A 20,790-nucleotide genomic window follows, 5' to 3' on the forward strand; every position below is an offset into this window, starting at 1 on the left:
TGACCCGCACCCAGATGTGTATCCAGTTATTATGACTTTATAGTCATCCTAGTCATCCCCCAAGTATTGTTACTCAGTTTCGGCTAAACGAATCGCACATTTATAATCTAATTAAAACATACAAACTATGCAGCTAGAACTAAAACAAATATCAGTCCAACCAGGAAATCAATTACAGCTAAAAGACATAACCTGGCAGATGTTTGAAACAATCTTAGCAGAACTGGGAGAAAGCCGCTCATCCCGACTTTCATACAGCAACGGAACATTAAAAATCATGGTTCCGTGCATGGAACACGAAGTTAACAAAGTCCTGATTGGCGACTTAGTAAAAATTCTGCTCGAAGAACTAGATAGAGAATTTTGGCCGCTGGGTTCAACCACATTTAAAAATGCAAAAATAGCTCAAGGAGTAGAAGCCGACAACAGTTTCTACATCCAAAACGAAGCCGCAGTCAGAGGCAAAAATCGCATCGACTTAGCAACAGCTCCACCTCCCGATTAAGCGATCGAAATTGACCTCACATCGCGCACTCAGCTCAACAACTACGAAGCATTAGGAGTTCCCGAATTGTGGCGCTACAACGGCCGCAAGCTGGAAATTAGCGTATTGCAAGATGGAAAATATGTAAAGGCCGATCGCAGTTTCCAATTTCCCAGCTTCCCGATCGCCCATCTCATCCCCCAGTATATCGAAGAAAGCAAAACATCCGGCAGAAACGTCGCCATGAAAGCCTTTCGAGCATTAGTACGATCGCAAATTTAGCAGCCCCGCACGCTCTCATCCACAGCGGGCGATCGCATCAATACCCGCAATTTGTCCCAAAGGGCGATCCTCATCCACACCGCCCCTACCAGATCCTAATTTTTTATGTAAATTTTATTTAAGCGACCTATACAGTAACCACGCTCAAAGTTAAAATACTCCCAACAAAAATAGAGCCTTCCAGCTATTTTTTTTAAACAAAAAATCACTGAGTGTACTTACGTGTCAACAAATAAAACCCCCAAACGCAGATCCACAGCACCTAACGCCGGTTTTACAATGCTTGAGACATTGATAATTATCGCAATACTGGGGATATTTTGTGCGATCGCCAGCCCCTCTTGGCTAATGTTCATCAACAACCAGCGTTTGAAGGTATCAGTCGATCGGGCTTATTGGGCAATGGAACTTGCCCAAAGCAACGCCAAACGCGACAAAATTGCATGGCAATCCAGCTTCAAGCAAGTAGGAGAAAACCTACAAGTAGCAGTCCACAAAGCCGAGATTACACCAGCCCAAGTACCAGCCAACCAATGGAAAAATCTAGAATATCAGATTAGGATAAATCAAAATGACACAACATTGCGGAAGGTCAATGAGAACACAAATGAAGTAAAAGAAAATGGAACAGTCTGGCGAGCCATGTTCAATTACCAAGGTTGCCCAGTGTATAACAAAACTGACGAATGCGGCCTCACAAGCATTCTAGCAAAAGGAAACCTCACACTATCTCATCCAAATCTTCCAAAAGGCGATCGATGCGTCATCATCTCCACACTTTTAGGACATACACGCACCTCCGAAAGACAAAGAAAACCCAATCCAGACAATAACAAAAATAGATTCTGTTACTGAATTCAGTTACATCGAATTCGGCGATCGATATATCACCGATCAACCCAAAATCCCGGCGGTTGAAACCGCGTCTACACAAACAAAACCCGCCTCCGCGGGTTGAAGAGTCAATCGCACATTTCTCTCAAATTCCATATTTCTTCGTCCGCGGAGGCGGACATCGTTTGTGTAGGCGCGGTTTCCAACCGCCGGGATTTCTCAAATTCCATATTTCTTCGTCCGCCGGGATTTCTCAAATTCCATATTTCTTCGTCCGCGGAGGCGGACATGGTTTGTGTAGACGCGGTTTCCAACCGCCGGGAATTTCAACTCAAATTCCATCATATTTCTTAGTCCGCGGAGGCGGACATCGTTTGTGTAGACGCGGTTTCCAACCGCCGGGATTTCTCAAATTCCATCATATTTCTTAGTCCGCGGAGGCGGACATCGTTTGTGTAGACGCGGTTTCCAACCGCCAAGATTTCTCAAATTCCATATTTCTTAGTCCGCGGAGGCGGACATCGTTTGTGTAGACGCGGTTTCCAACCGCCAAGATTTCTGCTTCCTATTTCTTACTCGGCGCAATCTTCTCAATATTAATCAGCGCCTCCATCACCGACTCCACAATCGGCGCCGCCACAACTCCCCCCGTACCACCACCCTTAGGCTCATCAATCACCGCCAGCACCACATACCGAGGAGCCTCCACAGGCATGATCCCCACAAAGCTAGTAATAATCGCCTTATCAGAATAACCCCTACCAGCACTAGCTTTTTGAGCCGTCCCCGTTTTCCCAGCAATCCGATACCCAGGAATTTGTGCAGCTTTCCCCGTACCACCATCCACCACAGTTTCCATCATTTCCAAAACCTTCTTGGTAGTTTGTGGCGAAAAAACCTGCTTCGGAACAGCCCTCGGCAGCTTCCAAAAAGGTTGACCTTCGCGATCGAAAAGTCCCCGCACAACATGAGGAGTTACCAACTTGCCACCGTTAGCCAAAGCCCCATTAAGCTGCACCAACTGCATCGGAGTCATCGAAAAACCCTGACCAAAAGCAGTAGTGGCAACTTCCACCGGAGAATTGATAAATTGCTCTCGATTTTTAAGCTGACTCGTTACTTCAAAAGGCAAATCTGTACCCGAAGTTTGTCCCAGTCCCAATTTTTCTAAAGCTTGATAGTAAAGAGAAGATTTCATCGTGTTCATTACGTGAACCATCCCCACATTACTAGAATGTTTCAAAATCTGCGTAACAGTCGAAGGGCCGCGGGCGCCTGCTTGTTTGTAATCGGAATTTTGGATAGTCCAGATATCCATATAAATCCGACCTTCGTCGTTAAACACAGTGTTAGGTTTGACCGCACCGGCTTCCAGGGCGATCGCCACATTAATCGGTTTAAAAGTCGAACCAGGCTCATAAACATCAGTTACAGCCCAATTTTTATAGCGCGACAAATCGAAATTAAAATATTGATTCGGATCGTAGGAAGGTTCAGCCACCACCGACAGCAACTCCCCGTTGCGGGCATCCATCACAATCACCGCGCCGCGCTTCGCCTCGTGTTTCAGCATTTTCTCCTTCAGAGCAATCCGGGCCGCCCGCTGCAAGCGACTGTCGATCGTCAATTGCAATTTCAAGTCATCAAGCTGCACAAAACCCGCCGTCAGTCGATCGGGAAGCCAACGCCCGTCGATCGACTTACTAAATTGAATCGACGGCATCGATCGTTCCAGCAAATTCTGCTGGCTGTATTCCACCCCCGCCTGTCCCTTCCGTTCCCCATCCACATAACCCAGAACATCCGCCGCCAACTCCTGCTGCGGGTAAAAACGCTGCTGCTGCCGCACCAACTCCAGCCCATCCACGGGACTATCTTTAATTTGCATCTGCCCCACGCGATCCGCCACCTCTTGAGCCAAAGAACTAGCAATCGTAATACCACTTTCTGCCAGATTAAACCTTCGCAGCAGTTCAGTTTCCGCCGTATTGCCAGGGGCTACTTCAATCGGCAGCATCGGAGCCAATTTAGCAGCAATCTCCGCCTTCGAGTGCTTGAACAACTTCGGGTGAGCGTAGAGAGTGTACACCTGTCTGTCGATCGCCAACACATTCCCCGCGCGATCGACGATCGGGCGTCTCGGCACAAACGGCTTCGTTTTGAGAGTTTGCTGCTGAAGAGCCTGTTTGCGTAGCGCCGGAGCTCGCGTCACCTGCAAATAAAACAAATTTACAGCTAGCCCCAGCCCCCCGAGCATCAACACCACCCACACAACCCACAAGCGGAACTTGTTGCGTTTTAAACGCTCCAGGGGTGGCCTAGGCGGGCTGCTAGCCGTAGCCGCAACTCTGGGTTTGACTGGTTTGCCCCACCAAGTGCGTGAAGCGTAGCTATCCCGTAGGGAATCGCTCGACGCTTTTGGACGTTTAAAATTCGGCGATCTGTAGCGGTCAAAACGGGGATCGTAGCTCATAGCATTCTAAATTTACCGACAAGTTCTACCATTTTAGATTTTAGATTTTAGATTTTAGATTTATGAATTGAATAATTGAAGAATTGCGAATAATTTATAAATATTAAATTGGGATTTGCTGCTTACTGTAGCATTATTTTTTTGAACTTCTCTTTATTATTTTCAAATAATATTTGAAAACTTTAACCGAGGGTAGGTAGGGCCAAAATCGATCGGCACTTTCACAAAAATCAAACCCGAAGCAAGACCCTCGGACACATCCCCAAGAGGGCCCTCTCCGCGTTGACATTGCCCAAAAACGGGTACCGCAGCCCCGACAGACAATGTTTGTGCATCCCCAAATTTTAGACTCAAGATTCAAGCCTCCAGATTCACGGCGCTGCGAGTCAATCTAAAATCTCAAATCTCAAATCTCAAATCGACATTGCCTCAATAGCCCAGCGGCGTTTCCCCACCCGATCGCTTCTTGAGAGCAGGTTCTTCGGAATTTGGTGCCGCCGCACCGGGCGATCGGTTTTCCGGGGCCGGGCGCAAGAAAATCGTGTCCGCAGGCTTCTGTGCAGCCAAACCGGTTTCTGGATTTTCAGCTTCTTTAGCAAGTTGGTGTTTCAAGACTTCGCTAGCAGCACTCAACTGCTGTTCGCCCCGGCGCAGAGTTTCCAGCTTTTGATACTCTTGACTCCAGCGCTGCTCGCCGTAAACAGTCAAACCGTAGAGAGTCAGAGCGCCGCCCAACAGCAGCACCAATGCGGCCCAGGAGGCGCGCTCCACCCGCAGGAGCGATCGCAGCCACATCGGATGCGACTGGCGATCGGGCATCACTTTCAGCACCGATCCTTGCGCGCGAGGTTTGGCCTGTTCGTCCGCTGGGGAGTAGTTAGGCAATTGGGGCCCAGTTTTTGCCCGTCTAGCTCGGGCAATAGAAGTAACTTTGCTTTTGGCGGCGTCTGTGGTGGGCTTGCCGGTCGATCGGGAGCGGCGGGGAGAATCCGGGGATCTGATAGCAGCGGTCATAAAAAACACTCGGTAAGTGGGAAACTCAGTATCTTTAGATCTGAGAGGAAAACTCCAAGAGCGGTTTCAATCGCCTTGAATCTTTATCTGCCCCTTTCGGGGTTGGAGGGGTATGGTTGCCCCTCCGTGGAGATCTGGTTGTCTCCTAATCCCTTCCGGGTAATGTTCGCTTGTCGGTCAATGTTATAAGGGCTTGTTAGGCTGGCAATACTGTCTCAGTGACCTTAAGACTGTTTAACTACCAACGACAGAGCGGAAAACTAGCGTCGCATTCTCCGGTGTCGTGACCCAAATAACGTAGTCAGTTAAGACTTAGGCTGGTCAGTACAGCTTGCTCGATTTCTCTTACAAGCTCAGTCCGTTTAGGGCTGGGTTACTGACAGAGTTCACCAATACGTATAGAGGGCAGCTTCAGCTTGAGTGAGGTTAGGAGTTTTTGCGGTTGCCGATCGCCAATTTCTGGAAATCTCGGTTATCCTTACCAAAGATACCTCACAAACCAACCAACCCATCCTACCACTGGTCTCTTTGACTTCTAGATTTGCCAAAAAAATGAATTTTTTGCCGGTTCGCCAGAATCAATGTGAAATTTATTAATAAATGCAGTATTGTAATCAACGAGCGAATCGTCGATCTATTCGTGCCAGCATTGTTTCTCAAGTACACTATTCCCTTCCTTGCGATGGGTTTTGAATGTTAAGGAGTGTTTATGAACAAGGGATTAATTCGTTTGACTTTGGTAATTGGCATTGCAGCAGCCCTCGGCGCTTGCGGCGGTGATGCCGGCAGTGGCGGTGGCGCTAGCCCCACTCCTGGTGGCGGTACTACTCCTCCTCCTGTTTCTGCTCCAGCAACACCAAAGGAAAGTCCAAAGGCTACTCCTGGCGCTGAAAAGTCTCCTGGGGCTGAAAAGTCTCCTGGGGCAGACAAGCCTCCAGCAGGCGGTGCTTCTCCCTCTCCTAAAAAGCCCTAACTAGGCGATCGCGGAGTAAAACCCCAACGGGCCTAGCCTCAAGGGTGAAAAATGGTTCGCTCTTCGCATTTTTCAATCTCATCAGTCTAGGCCTCAAGTTGGGTGTTATTTTTTGTCAGATGCTTTTACTACAGTTCAGTACCTCCCCTTACTGCCGCAAAGTCCGCCTAGCGCTGGGTTACAAGGGCATCCCCTTTCAAGTAGAAAATTTGACTCCGGGCCTGCACGTTTTGAAACTCAAGCCTCTCACGGGGGGTTTGAGGACAGTGCCGGTACTGCTGCCTCAACTTGAAGGTCAACCAGGGGCGATCGCAGACTCGACGCAAATTTTCCACTGGATCGAGTCTAGTTTTCCTTCAACGCCGCTGTTGCCGGCAGGCGAGAGTTTGCAAGCAGAGGCTTGGATGCTGGAAGACTGGCTCGATGAAAGCATCGGCATTGCCACTCGATTTGTTTACTACGAGTTTCGCGCCGGTGCGGGCAAGGAAATCGACCCGTCTGTGTTGAGCCAGTTAGTGATTCAGTTGGCGCGCCGCCAGTTCGGCATTAACCACGCTTCGGCAAAACTCGCCGAGTTGCGCCTGAGCGCTGCTTTAGGCCTGTTGCAGCGTCGCTGGCAAGATGGTTCCTATTTGGTAGGCGACTCCTTGAGCGTGGCAGATATTACTGCTGCCGCGCTGCTGAGTCCTTTAGCTTTGATTCCTCAATACCGGATTGAGCATCCTTGGCTGTTGGAGCGCATTGCCAACATTCACCAAGTTTGCGGCGAAACCCTGCCTCCGGGATTTTAAAAGATACCTGTCGGGCGATCGCCCCAGCCTGAAAATTCCACTAATTAATCAACATTGAGTTCTCGGCCAAACTCACCCACCTTGACCACCTTGGTTTGGCACATTAACCATAATTTGCCAAAATTTTATATCACACAGGTTAAAAAAAGTCAAGGATATTATCTAAAAAATATAAATTTTTCAATTTGTTTTAATATTTCTATACTTAGATGTTAGCCCTTAGCAGTAAAAGCACAGCTTGGTCGCCAGCAAGGCAAGAGCGCGCGCAAGGGTTGCAGTAAGCGTGGTAGCATTAGCGATCAAAAATGTATCCAAATGTAAAGTGCAGCTCCGCTCTAGGTTTTGAAAGCCGCCATTTAGTCAAAAGATTGAGGTAAGTAGTTTTATGCCCGCGACCGTCCCCTTTGAACAGATAGACCGGATTGTTTGGAATCAGCACCACGATCCATTTGAAGTGCTAGGCCCCCACGCGATCGAAGAAAATGGCAAAAAAGTCTGGGTCGTCCGAGCTTATCTGCCGAATGCCGAAGCAGTATCGGTAGTTTTGCCTGAAGCGAGGGCCGAATACCCGATGAAATCAGAGCATCACCATCACTTTTTTGAATGTACGATCGACACCCCAGAACTAGCAAACTATCAACTGCGAGTCAAAGAAGGGGAACACGAACGCTTTATCTACGACCCCTACGCCTTTCGATCGCCCAAACTCACAGAATTTGACCTTCACCTATTCTCAGAAGGCAACCACCACCGGATTTACGAAAAACTAGGAGCCCACTTCACCGAAGTAGACGGCATTACAGGAGTATATTTTGCAGTTTGGGCTCCAAATGCCCGTAACGTCTCAGTCTTAGGAGATTTCAACCTGTGGGACGGCCGCAAACATCAAATGCGGAAATCCCAAAACGGCATCTGGGAATTATTCATTCCGGGACTATCCTACGGAACTCACTACAAATACGAAGTGAAAAACCAAGACGGACATCCCTACGAAAAGTCCGACCCCTACGGTTTCCAGCAAGAGGTACGGCCCAAAACAGCCTCAATAGTCACCGACTTAGATACCTACACTTGGCACGATAGCGCTTGGATCGAACAGCGGCGGCACACAGACCAACTGACGCAGCCAGTTTCGGTTTACGAATGCCACATCGGTTCTTGGCTGCACGCAGGTACAGCCGAACCTGCGGTACTGCCAAACGGAGAAATACAACCAGCAGTGCCGGTTTCGGAACTGAATCCGGGCGCGCGCTTTTTGACTTACCGCGAATTGGCCGATCGGCTAATTCCCTACGTCAAAGACTTAGGATTCACCCACATCGAAATGTTGCCCATTGCCGAACATCCCTTCGACGGTTCCTGGGGCTATCAAGTAACAGGCTATTTCGCCCCAACATCCCGCTACGGCACACCAGAAGATTTCATGTATTTTGTTGACCAGTGCCACGCCGCAGGGATAGGCGTACTGGTAGATTGGGTGCCGGGACATTTCCCCAAAGACGGTCACGGTTTAGCCTTCTTTGACGGAACTCACTTGTACGAACACGCCGATCCCCGCAAGGGCGAGCACAAAGAGTGGGGAACCCTAGTATTTAACTACGGCCGCAACGAAGTGCGGAATTTCCTAGTATCAAATGCTCTGTTCTGGTTTGACAAGTATCACATCGACGGCATTCGCGTAGACGCAGTAGCCTCGATGTTGTACTTAGATTACTGCCGCGAACCCGGAGAATGGCTGACCAACCAGTACGGTGGACGCGAAAATATCGAGGCGGCAGATTTTCTGCGCCAGACAAATCACGTCATTTTTAGCTATTTCCCAGGCGCATTGTCGATCGCCGAAGAATCTACCTCTTGGCCGATGGTATCTTGGCCGACTTATGTAGGCGGTTTGGGCTTCAACCTGAAATGGAACATGGGTTGGATGCACGATATGCTCGACTACTACCACATGGATCCGTGGTTCCGGCAGTTCCACCAGAACAACATAACTTTTAGTATGTGGTACAACCACAGCGAGAATTTTATGTTGGCTTTGTCCCACGATGAAGTTGTCCACGGCAAGGCCCACATCATCGGGAAAATGCCAGGGGACGAATGGCAAAAGTTTGCAAACGTGCGGTGTTTGTTTACCTTTATGTTTGCCCATCCCGGAAAGAAAACCATGTTTATGGGGATGGAGTTCGGCCAGTGGCAAGAGTGGAACGTTTGGGGCGATTTGGAGTGGCAGTTGCTGCAATTTGAGCCACACCAAAAGTTGAAGCTATTTTTCAAGGATTTGAACAATTTGTACCGCAGCGAAACGGCACTTTACAGTCAAGATTTTGCTGAGGATGGGTTTGAGTGGATTGATTGCAGCGACAACAGACACAGCGTGGTGGCCTTTGTGCGCCGCGAGAAGGATGGCGATCAGTTTGTGATTACTGTGTGCAATTTTACGCCACAGCCACACTCTCACTATCGCGTCGGAGTGCCGGAACCGGGTTTCTATACGGAGTTGTTTAACAGCGACGCGCGGGAGTACGGCGGCAGCAATATGGGGAATTTGGGAGGTAAGTGGACTGATGAGTGGTGGTTCCACAACAGCGCTTATTCGATCGACTTGTGTTTGCCGCCTTTGGGTGTGTTGATCTTAAAGATCGATCGGGAAAAAACAGGAGCAAAATCTCAAGAGTTTTAAGTTGTGAGAGTTTTGAGTTAACAATCAAAACTTGATTAAGCATCAAACTTTGAGGTTATTCAGAAACCCGGTTCTTCAAGAAACCGGGTTTTTTCTGTAACTCCATATAGCAAAGTTTCTTGTTTGAAGGAGAGAAAAATCGGCTCGCGATTTCAAATCGGGTAACTGCGGAATTATTCAACCACAGAAGAAGCAGAGAAAGAGGAGAGAAATTTATCATTCCCATGCTACCGGATTCGAGATCCCAGAAAAACTCGGTGTTGCAGCGACGGCATCTGGCGGCGGACTTGTTTTAGTCGATCGCGAGTTATCGGCCGTTCATCTTCGGCAAAAAAAAACCTTAATGAATTTCGCTAGTTTTTTCGTGTACGAACGTACACAATTACGCGACCGAATAAAAACTATTCAGCTCAAATCCGGTAACTGCGGAATTATTCAACCACAGAAGAATCAGAGAAAGACGAGAGAAAATTATCATTCCGATGCTAACGGATTTGAGCTGAAATAGCGGTTTTATACTTTTTCTCTGGTTCAAATTCACCACGCCTGACAGGGCTGGGTTTTCTAGCACCCTAGCAACTCAATCAGTGTCCAATTCCCAATTCCCAATTACCAATTCCCAATTCCCAATTTTCAACTGCGAGTATCGGAAGCGCCAAGATTGTAAGAAACTTTAGACTGCTCAACTGTTATTACTTCCGAAATAGACTGTTCCGACCCTGCATCTAAATTGGGCAGCGGCATATGCTTCATTTCCCACACTTTGAGCAATATTAAATATTCATAAAAAGCTTGTAGCGTGCACCAAGCCAATCCAGCTTGACCGTCAAGAAATCCGCCGAGTAAAATATACATATAGAAAAAGCGCACCACAGGCCGCAAAGGCAAACGCAAAGAAAAATCTTTCAAAGCGCGGCGCCTTTCCACCTCCGACGCGCCAAACAATAAATCCCACCAATTTACTTGACCCGCTGCTAATTGGCGGAGAGTTTCAGCCGCCTCGTCAGTCGAGTAGCGGTTGTGCTTTTCAATCCAGCGAGAAAGACCTTTGCTGCAAGTATAGTGAGGGTAGGTTTCCTTCAAAAAGTGAGTGGGCCCGTTGCAGACTTCCCGTTCAGTGTGACCGTAGTCAGTAAACCATACTTGGTCTTTGCGAAACAGGCGCATTTGATAGCGCGGATATTGAGTGCTGCGACGAATCCAGCGCTCCATAAATATTACTTTTTCAGCTACGTAATAACCTATATATTCTTGACTTTCGATCGCCTTTAAGCATTCAGCAAACAGTGCAGGCGTCATCCGCTCGTCAGCTTCGAGGATGTAAACCCATTCGTACTTGCATTCTACTTCTCGGAGCATCCAAGTCCGCTGGCGTCCGTGAGTTTCAAAGCGATGCTGCACTGTTTGCACGGGATAGTTTTGAACAATCTCAAGGGTGCGATCGCTGCTGAAAGAATCAACTACAATGATATCGTCACAAAGCAGTGCCGATTCAATGCAAGCGGCGATATCAATCTCTTCGTTGTAAGTCAGAATATAAATTGAGAACATTCCCAGCTTTCAGTAAGGGCAAACTATAGCAGAAGGAAGAAGGAAGAAGGAAGAAGGAAGAAGGAAGAAGGAAGAAGCAAGAAGGAAGAAGCAAGAAGCAAGAAGCAAGAAGGAAGAAGCAAGAAGCAAGAAGCAAGAAGGAAGAAGCAAGAAGCAAGAAGGAAGAAGGAAGAAGGAAGAAGGAAGAAGGAAGAAGCAAGAAGCAAGAAGCAAGAAGCAAGAAGCAAGAAGGAAGAAGCAAGAAGCAAGAAGGAAGAAGGAAGAAGGAAGAAGGAAGATGTGAAAATGCAAGAAGAACGATGGTTTCAGCAATTAACAGCGTCCTAACTACTAGGTGCAGTTGCTATATTCAGCAGATCAAGTATTTCTTAGGGATATCTCGACTTGCGCGTTCCGAGCAGTCGGGCCGATCAATTTTTGCGGTGACCGAACCGCAGAATTCCCATACTTCTGAGTCCACTCCAACCAACAGTAATGTAGCCGATCGCCAACAGCAAACTGTTGATTCCAGTCTGCAAACTCGAATTTCTCGATCGAGTTCTCAACTCTTTCTCTTTTTGTTGCTTCTGGGTACCAATCTCTTTGCGAGCTTGATTTGGCAGTTCTTGGGCTTGCTGTTCCAAGAACTTATCGAGGGCTTTCGGGTCATTTTTCGACTCCTGAAGCACGGCTTTCAATTCCTTGGGAAGATTTGGATTCTTGAGTTCTTGTTGCAGCTTCCCGTCGTCTTGCAGTAGCGCGCCTATCTGGTTCCGGAGAAGGCTTTTACGCTGTTCTAACTCAGATTTATACTGCTCGCTTTTAATTTGGGCATCTAGTTTAGCTTCTGCTTGTCCGGCTTCCTTATCGAGTAGAACCAGAGCATCTTTGAGTTCCAGGCGAGTATTGTTGAGATGAACGGGAACCAGCAATAGGTAAATTAGCCCTAACAAGCTGGAAATCAATAGTGCCCAAAATCGCAAATCAACCCAAACATTGCGCCGGTCAATAGAGACTCCACTGCTGCTGTCCACCCAAAAGCCCGTCATCAGCAGGGCGATACCCATCAAAGGAATAATGCCCCGGTCAACTATCTGAGTTGCTGCGGCCAACTGCCAGCCTCGATTGCTCATGTCCGAGATTTCTCCCGGCAGCGATAGAACAATGCTGTTAAGCAAGGCAGAGAGAATCAAGATAATCCCGACTACTTTGAGAGTGCGAGCAGCTACTGAAGAAAATTGACGGCTGTTAGTTGCTTTCATAATTGCTGTTAGATAATTCTACACTGTTAGATTAAACGAAATTTTGTTTAATGAGTTGACTGATGAGAGGGTTCAATTGCTCTTCCTCACTGATTGCTTCGTTTGGGGAGATCGCGCGGCCGGTGCCACACCATCGCAGAGGTTAAGTCCCGAATCTGTGCAAACAGGAGTCCTGAATCTGAAAAGGGCTGCTGAGACGGGAAAGTCCGCACGCGAAAGACGAATCAAACCGTCCCCCATTTGATGATTTGGGAAGTCCCAACAAGATGCTTGCACAGGTTGGTACTTCAGATTATTTTCCACCAAAATAGCTCGATCGGGTAATCGCCTCAAATTTCCTCCCACCAGTTGCTAAGCTGTTAGTCATTTAAATTTATTGCCTCAACCCCTTACAGTATGGGGTCTGGCACACAAATAGTGCAGTTTGAATGTCGAACAGCTTACCCCAAACACTTTGCCAAAATATTCAATCCAATTTCTAAAAGTTGTCCAAGCCGCATCAGATATCGACTTGGATAGCTTTTTGTTTTTGACCATGTTCTTCACCTGCAAGTCTTCATAGGCTACCAAGTCGTTAGACTGGACTACGCACCTTGCCAATTTCACAGCAAAGTCTTTACGTCGCCTACTTACCTTAAGGTGTTTTTTGTTCAAGCGATTTCTCGCCTTATCTCTGTTTTTGGAACCCTTTTTGGTTCTGGAGAGTCTCCGATTAAGTCGTTTTAGCGACTTCTCTGATTTTCTTAGATGACGCGGGTTCTCGACGGTATTACCGTCAGAGTCCGTGTAGAAATGAGTTAGCCCTACATCCAAACCGATAGTTTTCCTGGTCGGTTCACGCTTTTCGTTGCGTTCAGCGTCAATACAAAATTGCACATAGTAGCCGTCTGCCCGACAAACTACGCGCACCCGTTTAATTTGATTTAGCTGATATTCGTGCAAGTCGCGACTTCCCCATAACTTGAAACAACCTGCTTTGAAGCCATCACTGAAGTTGATGCTTCTTCTGTCTTCAGAAAGTTTCCACCCACAAGTCTTGTATTCTACAGAACCGTGCGACGAGTGCTTTTTGAAGCGCGGAAAACCTTTCTTTCCTGGTTTTGCCTTTTTGCAGTTGTCGAAGAACCGCGCAATTGATGACCAAGCTCTTTCTGCGGAAGCCTGCCTAGCCATTGAATTAAGCTTGGTGGCCCAAGGAAATTCCTTGGCAAGAACTACGCAATAAGCGCTTAAGTCGTAGCGACCCACCCCTTTCGTATCCATCCAGTATCTGATGCAGCTATTACGAATGAAGCGAGCAGTACGAATGGCTTCGTCTAGCCGTTCGTACTGCTCGCTTTTTCCTTCTAGCTTGGCTTCAAATACTAACATTTACGTTACCGAACCGGATATAAAAACTCTAACACAGTTCTGGCAGAATTAAAGCTGTCCTAAAAGGATGGGGCTTTAGACCCAAATTTTTGGTAAGATTTAGGTGTGTTTCACCGCTATATTTCTCGCTTGCCAGATGGCGTGGCACTTTCATCCCCTGTCTTATAGTAATTGATCTCACAGAGATCTGAAACAAATAATTGTTTCCCAATCTTTTGAACCTCCAATTACCAACTGCACAACACGGCAGTCACTCGATCGATTTGAGATTTTCCGTTTTCGATTGTAGGATTTGTACCTATTGACAAAAACAATGCAACTTTCGGATCGCGATCGAACCCATACAGAATAAGTCATTCCTCATCGCCTACCGCGCTCTTGAAAATCGAAATTTTTATTACTCGATAGATGAATCTGGGAGTTTGAACTCTTAGTCTCAAATTTGGGGCTGCTGGCGGCTGTGGGAAAGCAAGTATCGGTTTTTTTGGTGGGAGGAGAGATACAGGAGTAGCTATTTTCCCCTTTTTCGTTCTGTTTGCCGGAAAGCGCAGCAGAAGGGCATTCTTGTTTGTTGCTTTCTCCTTAAGAGCGATCAATTACTAATTACCAATTACTAATTACCAATTACTAATTATTGGCAGCTCGATCGCTGGCTCGTTCAATGGCAAACGCGCTCTTATCTCACATTTTTTGCTAGGATGATTCATCGCCGTGCATTTTTTTAGTTATGACTGTAATGATTTCGGGTGTTTACACGTTGGGAGAACTTGAAAGATCGATCGCCTCCGATCCTCAAAAGTGGCGTCCGATGGTGTTTACTAATGGCTGCTTCGATATCCTGCACGCGGGGCACGTCCGCTATTTGCAGGCGGCAAAAGCTTTGGGGCGATCGCTCGTGGTGGGCTTGAATAGCGATGTTAGCGTGCAAACTATCAAACCGCAGCAGCCGGGATTGCCACCCCGCCCGATCGTACCGGAAATTCAGCGAGCGGAAGTGCTGGCTGCTCTCAAACCAGTGGACGGCGTAGTAATTTTTTCCGAAATTACAGCTACTAAACTGATAAGTATCCTGAAGCCTGAGATATACGTTAAAGGAGGTGACTATCAACTCGAAAGTTTGCCGGAAGCACCGGCAGTTATCGCCGGAGGTGGCAAGATTTCCTTGATCGAAATAGAAGTTCCGAGTTCTACCAGTGCGATCGTCAAACGCATTTTGCAGTTAGGCGTTTAACCCCCGATCGCAAACAGCAAACAGTGAGCTAAACTCAGAAGTTACCCCATCCAAAATACCAAGAGTGCGATCGCTCGTACAATTTTATCCAAATTGCTAAGCAGGAGATAATTTTAATGGAACTCACAAGCAATAACACGATCGCGGAAATCCTCGAAAAAAACAAAGCTGAGTTACTAGCAGACTGGCTCAAAGAACTGCAAAACACCGGGCTGCGGCGGGACGACTTGATGAGAGCCAAAGAATTGCGATCGGAGTGTCAAGAGTTCCTGCAATTGCTCCAAATAGCTGTGGGACACGGTAACTTGAGCGACATCCAGACACCAGAGTGGGAAAATATGCGGCTGCTGCTGGCCGAAGTTTCGCGATCGCGCGTTCAGAGGGGCTTTACCCCATCAGAGATAGCCAGTTTTATATTATGCTTCAAAAAGCCATTGTTCGATCGGCTTTGTCGCGAATTGACACAAAACCGCGACGCACTTGTCGAACAACTTTGGCTTTCCACCAGCTTATTAGACCAGCTCGGTCTTTGGGTGACAGAAATCTTTCTCAAAGCTCGCGAAGAAGTCATCGAACGCCAGCAGCAAGAAATGCTCGAATTGTCAACACCTGTAGTCAAACTTTGGCAAGGTATTCTCGCTTTACCAATGATTGGAACTCTTGACAGCGCCCGCACTCAAATAGTCATGGAAACTCTGTTGCAGGAAATCATGGAAACAGGATCAGAATTTGCGATTTTAGATATTACAGGGGTGCCTACTGTTGATACTTTAGTCGCTCAACATTTATTGAAAACTGTAGCCGCCGCCCGTTTGATGGGTACTGAGTGCATCATTAGCGGCATTCGCCCGCAAATCGCTCAAACCATCGTTCATTTGGGAGTTGACTTGCAGGATATTCTGACTAAAGCGACTTTGGCAGATGCTTTTAAAGTAGCTTTGCAACGCCAAGGTTTAACTATCAAAAATATTAAAGAGGAAAGATAAAATATAGTAATGGGTAATTGGTAATTGGTAATTGGTAATGGGTAATTGGTAATTGGTAATTGGTAATTGGTAATTGGTAATTGGTAATTGGTAATTGGTAATTGGTAATTGGTAATTGTAATTGGTAATTGGTAATTCCTCTGTTATTTACATTGAAAACCGCTCTGTTGTGTTTATTGCTGCTAAAAATTCATTTAATTCAAAACTCAAATAGAGGTGAATTTATGGAACGGATTCCTATCCTGCAAATGGGAGAATTTCTGCTAGTAACAATCCAAGTAGATATGCACGATCGCTTGGCAATGACGTTGCAAGACGACCTGACAAACCGCATAGTAAAAACTGGAGTCAAAGGAGTTTTAATAGAAATCTCTTCCCTGGAAATCGTAGATTCTTTTATCGGCCGCATTCTCAACAATATCGCTACCATGTCGCGATTTTTAGATGCTGAAACAGTTGTGGTCGGGATGCAGCCGGCGGTGGCGATTACGCTGGTTGAATTGGGGCTTTCTTTGACAGGAGTTCGGACAGCTTTAAGCGTTGAGAAGGGGATGAATTTATTGCGAAAATCCTTGGGCTTGTCTGATTCAGAGGTGTAAATAATCGATGAATTGTCCGGTAAGAGAGAGAGAATTAAAAAACAGGTTTGTTTGTAAATACGTTTTTGAGACAGTGAAGATTTATTGCCAGAAAGAATGGGTTGAAAGCCGGATCCCCGATTGCGAGAAATTAAAAGAAGACTATTCATGACTCCAATCCTCTTCCTTATGATTGTCAAGTGCTACTCGTGCGGTCAACTGTCAAACGATTTTGGATTTTGGATTTTGGATTTTGGATTTTGGATTTTGGATTTTGGATTGGGGATTGGGGATTTAAGATTTTTGATTGTCAACTGTAAACTGTCAACTCTTCCTTCTTCCTTCTTCCTTCTTCTTCCTTCTTCCTTCGTAACAACTGTCAATTGTCAACTGTCAACTGTCAACTGAAAAGGAACTAGGGTGAGGAGTGCAACTTCTATGTTTTGTGGAGAAGTTCTATTTTACTAGAGTAGCCGCCATGTCAAAACGTGAGACACTAGAAATTCGATCGTCCTCCGATATAGTCCACGTCCGGCAGCAAGTGCGAAACTTGGCTGTAGCAATGGGATTCGGCTTGGTAGACCAAACGAAAATTGTTACCGCAGCCAGCGAACTTGCCCGCAATACTGTAGACTACGGCAAGGGGGGAACTGTAACTCTAGAAACGCTCCAATTAGGTACTCGCAAAGGGCTGCGGCTGATATTTGAAGACAAGGGCCCGGGAATTCCAGATATTGAATTGGCGATGACTGATGGTTATACTTCCGATCGTGGTTTGGGTTTGGGGCTCAGCGGTTCTAAGCGGTTGATGCACGAATTTGAGATTGTTTCTAAGGTGGGTAAGGGTACTAAAATTGCGATCGTCCGTTGGAAATGAGAAGGGGAGATGGGGAGAGGGGGAGATGGGGAGAGGGGAAGATGGGGAGATGGGGGGACAAAGCGGGTTTCTAGGAGTTTTGTGTTTGGTAACTAGAAATATAGGAAGAAATTCGGTTTATAAAACGATTGATGAGGGGCGAGAAACCGGGTTTCTACGAGTTTTGTATTGAGTGGCGATAAATCTTCTAAGAAACCAGGTTTCTGAGGTGTCACTAATCACTGATTACTGCTGACTGATGAGGGCGAGAAACCGGGTTTATACGAATTTTGCATTGAGTGGCGATAAATTTTCTAAGAAACCCGGTTTCTGAGATCACTCATGATAACTGTCAACTGTCCACTGTCAACTGTCCACTGTCAACTGACTTTTTGGCGCGACAGCTTAAGATTAGAACTACACAAATAATGATAAATGTCATAGCCTTACCCGTAACAGAAGAAAGTCAAGTCGGAGAAGCGCGACGAATTGCAGTCGCCCTCGCGGCGGAAGTTGGATTTAATGAGACCGATCGCGGTAAAGTTGCAATTGCGATCGCCGAAGCAGCAAAAAACGTTGTCAAACACGCCCGCGAAGGAGAAATTTTGCTGCAAACCGTACAAACAGCGGCAGGATATAGCATTCAAATAGTAGCGCTAGACCGGGGGCCGGGTATGGCAAATGTCGGTCAGTGTTTGCGGGATGGTTTTTCGACTGCGGGAACTCTGGGAACCGGACTCGGCGCGATTCAACGCCTTTCTAGTTTTTTTGATATTCATTCTGTGCCGAAACTGGGGACTGCTTTGTTAATGCGACTCTCCCCTACCCAGAATCGCGTGGAAGCCTCGGAAAACGGCAATTACTTGGAATTTGGGGTTGTTCGCTTGCCGAAAGTAGGAGAGCAGATTTGTGGCGATTCCTGGGCGACGCAAAATCATCTGAACAAAAATCTGATTTTAGTCGCTGATGGGCTTGGCTACGGGGTTTTGGCCCAGGAAGCGTCGCAGGAAGCTGTGCGAGTTTTTGGGGAAAATGCTAAACTCGGGCCGAAAGCTATTTTAGAGAAGGCTCACGCTGCTTTAAAAAATACCAGAGGAGCGGCTGCTGCGATCGCCCTGATCGATCGTACTCAAAAAACCATCTGTTTTGCCGGAGTTGGCAACATTACTGGTGTAGTGTTCACAGATAACCAAACCCGCAGCATGGTTTCCCACAACGGCACTGTTGGACATATGATGCGAAAAGTAGCAGAATTTGTCTATCCTTGGTCGTCCCATTCCTTGTTAATTATGCACTCCGATGGTTTGGCGGCACAGTGGGATTTAAACCGCTACCCGGGTTTGGCTGCGAGACATCCGGCTTTAATTGCAGCCGTACTCTACCGAGACTTTAAACGCACTCGCGATGACATGACAGTTGTAGTAGCCAAGGTAAGACAAGCAGCTTGAGAATATTTCCTAACAAGCATGAAACTGTAGGCGAACTATAAATCACGATCGTCATGAGTGATTTCCCGATCGACAATCCCCAATGCTTCAATGCGAAAATGGCATGATTTACCCAATTCTGACAACGGAAGTCCGCTTTGAACAAGACATCGTACAAGTACGCCAAAGAGCTCGCCAAATAGGCGCATTGTTGGGATTCGATTCCCAAACACAAACGCGCATCGCGACAGCCGTTTCCGAAATTGCTCGCAATGCTTTTAAATATGCAGGTGGTGGTAAAGTAGAATTTTTTGTGGAAGGGGAATCGCCACAGGTTTTTCGGACTCGGATTTCTGATAGCGGGCCGGGAATTGCTGATTTAGCGCAGGTTTTAGGCCCCAATTTTCGATCGCAAACTGGTGCGGGCCTCGGTTTAGCAGCAGCAAAGCGGTTGATGGATGAGGTGCAAATCGATTCGGCGCGCGATCGCGGGACGGCTGTACAATTAATCAAGCAGTTTTCTAAGCAGATGCCTGCGCTAAGTGCGATCGATCTAAACAAATTACTTGATAAACTAGCGCGCCAAATTCCTGAAGATCCCTATGCGGAAATTCAGCAGCAAAATCAAGAATTGCTGCGTACTTTAGACGAACTCCGCCAGCGTCAAGAAGAACTCGTACAATTAAATCAAGAACTAGAAGATACGAATCGCGGAGTCGTCGCACTTTATGCCGAATTGAACGATAAAGCCGAATCTCTCCAGCGAGAGGGCGAACTCAAAACCAGCTTTCTCTCCAACATGAGCCACGAGTTTCGCACTCCGCTAACGACAATTCTCAGTATTTCCGAAATCTTGTTAAATCGCATCGACGGAGAACTTTCGCCCGAACAAGACAAGCAGTTAAATTTTATTCGCAAATCTGCCGAATCTCTCGCAGAACTTGTTAACGATTCCTTAGATTTAGCCAAGGTGGAAGCCGGAAAAGTAACGGTTCGCGTGGCTGATTTTGAAGTCGAAGATTTGTTCAGCGCGCTGCGCGGAATGATGCGCCCCCTGCTACCACAAAACTCGCCCGTCAGTCTAATTTTTGAAGTGCCTTTGGAACTACCAACTCTTACCACTGATGAGGGAAAAGTTTCTCAGATTTTGCGTAATCTGATTTCTAATGCGCTGAAATTTACCGAAGCGGGAGAAGTCAGAGTTGCGGCCGAAATGGGAAAGGGGGGAATGGTTACTTTTTCAGTGGCTGATACGGGTATTGGAATTCCAACCGCCGACCAAACGCGGATTTTTGAAGAATTTGTTCAAGTGGAAAATCACTTGCAGAAGGGGGTGAAAGGCACAGGATTGGGATTGTCTCTGTGTAGAAAAATGGCTGAATTTCTGGGGGGGAGTATTAAAATAGAAAGTTCGCCCGGGGTGGGTTCGACTTTTTTGGTGAATTTGCCGATCGCCTATGCTGGAGATTCAGAAGTATCTGCGGAAATCTCGGAATCTCAACCAGAGGAAACAGGGCGGGCGATCGAGAATTTGCGATCGGCTGCGCGCGATCGGGCACCAAAAGTTGCGATCGTGAAAGAGCAAAAGAGTTTTTCGCTATTTGGTGAAAGACTTGCGGGCAGAAATCCATTGTACTGCGACGTGCGCCGCCAACGATGGTGAAGTTCCGAGGTATGGATATCGTGTTCGATCGATTACCATAACCAAAATGGTTTGTAGTGCGCCTCCCATTCCGCAGCAGGAGAGCGGACTGAAGTCCTTACTGCGAACCGTTTGTAGTGCGGTTAATCGAGCCGACACGATAGGAAACCGCGTTTACAAAAACGAAGTTTCTTTAATTTGCAACAGCATTTAACCCTTGTGCTGTAAAATGTATGCGTTCTCAGTAGTAACCGTAGGGTGCGTCGCCATTCACAATCCCTAAAAAAAATCGACAATTTCATAGCGACGCACCAGTGCCATCCCTCGCCGAGTGTAAACAAACCCAATAATTATATTGTAGCCAAACTTTTTTGAA

The 20,790-nt window shown here is 46.9% G+C and carries 17 protein-coding genes and 1 pseudogene; 12 read left to right on the forward strand and 6 right to left on the reverse strand.

Annotation, left to right across the window (positions count from 1 at the left end):
* Positions 1-127: 127 nt before the first annotated feature.
* The 3 genes from JGK36_RS33855 to JGK36_RS13365 all read left to right on the forward strand — a co-directional run bounded on the left by JGK36_RS33855 (position 128) and on the right by JGK36_RS13365 (position 1,621).
* A complete protein-coding gene (locus JGK36_RS33855; RefSeq protein ID WP_366035323.1) occupies positions 128-505 on the forward strand; it encodes a hypothetical protein in 378 nt (125 codons plus the stop codon).
* Between the two features lie 66 nt (positions 506-571).
* Positions 572-766 carry a hypothetical protein gene (locus tag JGK36_RS33860; RefSeq protein ID WP_366035324.1) on the forward strand — a complete coding sequence of 65 codons (195 nt, stop codon included), beginning with the start codon at positions 572-574 and terminating at the stop codon, positions 764-766.
* 222 nt (positions 767-988) lie between these two features.
* Positions 989-1,621: a type II secretion system protein gene (locus tag JGK36_RS13365; RefSeq protein WP_293200962.1), complete on the forward strand. Its 633-nt coding sequence runs from the start codon at positions 989-991 to the stop codon at positions 1,619-1,621.
* Between the two features lie 544 nt (positions 1,622-2,165).
* Here the strand turns inward: JGK36_RS13365 and JGK36_RS13370 are convergent.
* Complete coding sequence (locus tag JGK36_RS13370; RefSeq protein ID WP_293197147.1) at positions 2,166-4,073, reverse strand: penicillin-binding protein 2; 1,908 nt, start codon at positions 4,071-4,073, stop codon at positions 2,166-2,168.
* Between the two features lie 429 nt (positions 4,074-4,502).
* Entirely contained in the window at positions 4,503-5,087 is a 585-nt protein-coding gene (locus JGK36_RS13375; protein WP_293181402.1) for a hypothetical protein, read from the reverse strand.
* 709 nt (positions 5,088-5,796) lie between these two features.
* Here JGK36_RS13375 and JGK36_RS13380 point away from each other — a divergent pair.
* The 3 genes from JGK36_RS13380 (at position 5,797) to glgB (ending at position 9,531) form a co-directional block, all read left to right on the forward strand.
* A complete protein-coding gene (locus JGK36_RS13380; protein WP_293181399.1) occupies positions 5,797-6,060 on the forward strand; it encodes a serine protease in 264 nt (87 codons plus the stop codon).
* A 119-nt stretch (positions 6,061-6,179) separates the two neighbouring features.
* Entirely contained in the window at positions 6,180-6,851 is a 672-nt protein-coding gene (locus JGK36_RS13385) for a glutathione S-transferase family protein (protein WP_293181396.1), read from the forward strand.
* A gap of 385 nt (positions 6,852-7,236) precedes the next feature.
* Complete coding sequence (gene glgB / locus JGK36_RS13390; RefSeq protein ID WP_293181393.1) at positions 7,237-9,531, forward strand: 1,4-alpha-glucan branching enzyme; 2,295 nt, start codon at positions 7,237-7,239, stop codon at positions 9,529-9,531.
* A 633-nt stretch (positions 9,532-10,164) separates the two neighbouring features.
* On the opposite strand, the gene JGK36_RS13395 is transcribed toward glgB, so the two are convergent.
* From JGK36_RS13395 to JGK36_RS13405, 3 genes and pseudogenes are all read right to left on the reverse strand, one after another.
* A complete protein-coding gene (locus tag JGK36_RS13395) occupies positions 10,165-11,082 on the reverse strand; it encodes a glycosyltransferase family 2 protein (RefSeq protein ID WP_293181390.1) in 918 nt (305 codons plus the stop codon).
* A gap of 410 nt (positions 11,083-11,492) precedes the next feature.
* On the reverse strand, positions 11,493-12,323 hold the full coding sequence (locus tag JGK36_RS13400; RefSeq protein WP_293146585.1) for an HpsJ family protein: 831 nt from the start codon (positions 12,321-12,323) through the stop codon (positions 11,493-11,495).
* 444 nt (positions 12,324-12,767) lie between these two features.
* A pseudogene (locus JGK36_RS13405) lies at positions 12,768-13,694 on the reverse strand (RNA-guided endonuclease InsQ/TnpB family protein); the annotation flags it as partial.
* Between the two features lie 736 nt (positions 13,695-14,430).
* On the opposite strand from JGK36_RS13405, the gene JGK36_RS13410 reads away from it, so the two are divergent.
* From JGK36_RS13410 to JGK36_RS13420, 3 genes are all read left to right on the forward strand, one after another.
* Entirely contained in the window at positions 14,431-14,925 is a 495-nt protein-coding gene (locus JGK36_RS13410; protein ID WP_293181456.1) for an adenylyltransferase/cytidyltransferase family protein, read from the forward strand.
* A 116-nt stretch (positions 14,926-15,041) separates the two neighbouring features.
* Positions 15,042-15,911 carry an STAS domain-containing protein gene (locus JGK36_RS13415; RefSeq protein WP_293181387.1) on the forward strand — a complete coding sequence of 290 codons (870 nt, stop codon included), beginning with the start codon at positions 15,042-15,044 and terminating at the stop codon, positions 15,909-15,911.
* A gap of 224 nt (positions 15,912-16,135) precedes the next feature.
* On the forward strand, positions 16,136-16,510 hold the full coding sequence (locus tag JGK36_RS13420; protein WP_293146581.1) for an STAS domain-containing protein: 375 nt from the start codon (positions 16,136-16,138) through the stop codon (positions 16,508-16,510).
* A 194-nt stretch (positions 16,511-16,704) separates the two neighbouring features.
* On the opposite strand, the gene JGK36_RS13425 is transcribed toward JGK36_RS13420, so the two are convergent.
* The gene (locus JGK36_RS13425; RefSeq protein ID WP_293197146.1) at positions 16,705-16,872 is read right to left on the reverse strand and encodes a hypothetical protein; all 168 of its coding nucleotides are present in this window, start codon (positions 16,870-16,872) and stop codon (positions 16,705-16,707) included.
* Positions 16,873-16,967: 95 nt separating this feature from the next.
* On the opposite strand from JGK36_RS13425, the gene JGK36_RS13430 reads away from it, so the two are divergent.
* The 3 genes from JGK36_RS13430 (at position 16,968) to JGK36_RS13440 (ending at position 20,435) form a co-directional block, all read left to right on the forward strand.
* On the forward strand, positions 16,968-17,366 hold the full coding sequence (locus JGK36_RS13430; RefSeq protein WP_293191250.1) for an anti-sigma regulatory factor: 399 nt from the start codon (positions 16,968-16,970) through the stop codon (positions 17,364-17,366).
* Positions 17,367-17,773: 407 nt separating this feature from the next.
* Positions 17,774-18,793, forward strand: a complete 1,020-nt coding sequence (locus tag JGK36_RS13435) for an ATP-binding SpoIIE family protein phosphatase (protein WP_293181378.1) — start codon at positions 17,774-17,776, stop codon at positions 18,791-18,793.
* Between the two features lie 82 nt (positions 18,794-18,875).
* Positions 18,876-20,435 carry an ATP-binding protein gene (locus JGK36_RS13440; RefSeq protein ID WP_293181375.1) on the forward strand — a complete coding sequence of 520 codons (1,560 nt, stop codon included), beginning with the start codon at positions 18,876-18,878 and terminating at the stop codon, positions 20,433-20,435.
* Positions 20,436-20,790 lie beyond the last annotated feature (355 nt).

Source organism: Microcoleus sp. PH2017_35_SFW_U_B, from assembly GCF_020737865.1.
GTDB lineage: Bacteria > Cyanobacteriota > Cyanobacteriia > Cyanobacteriales > Microcoleaceae > Microcoleus.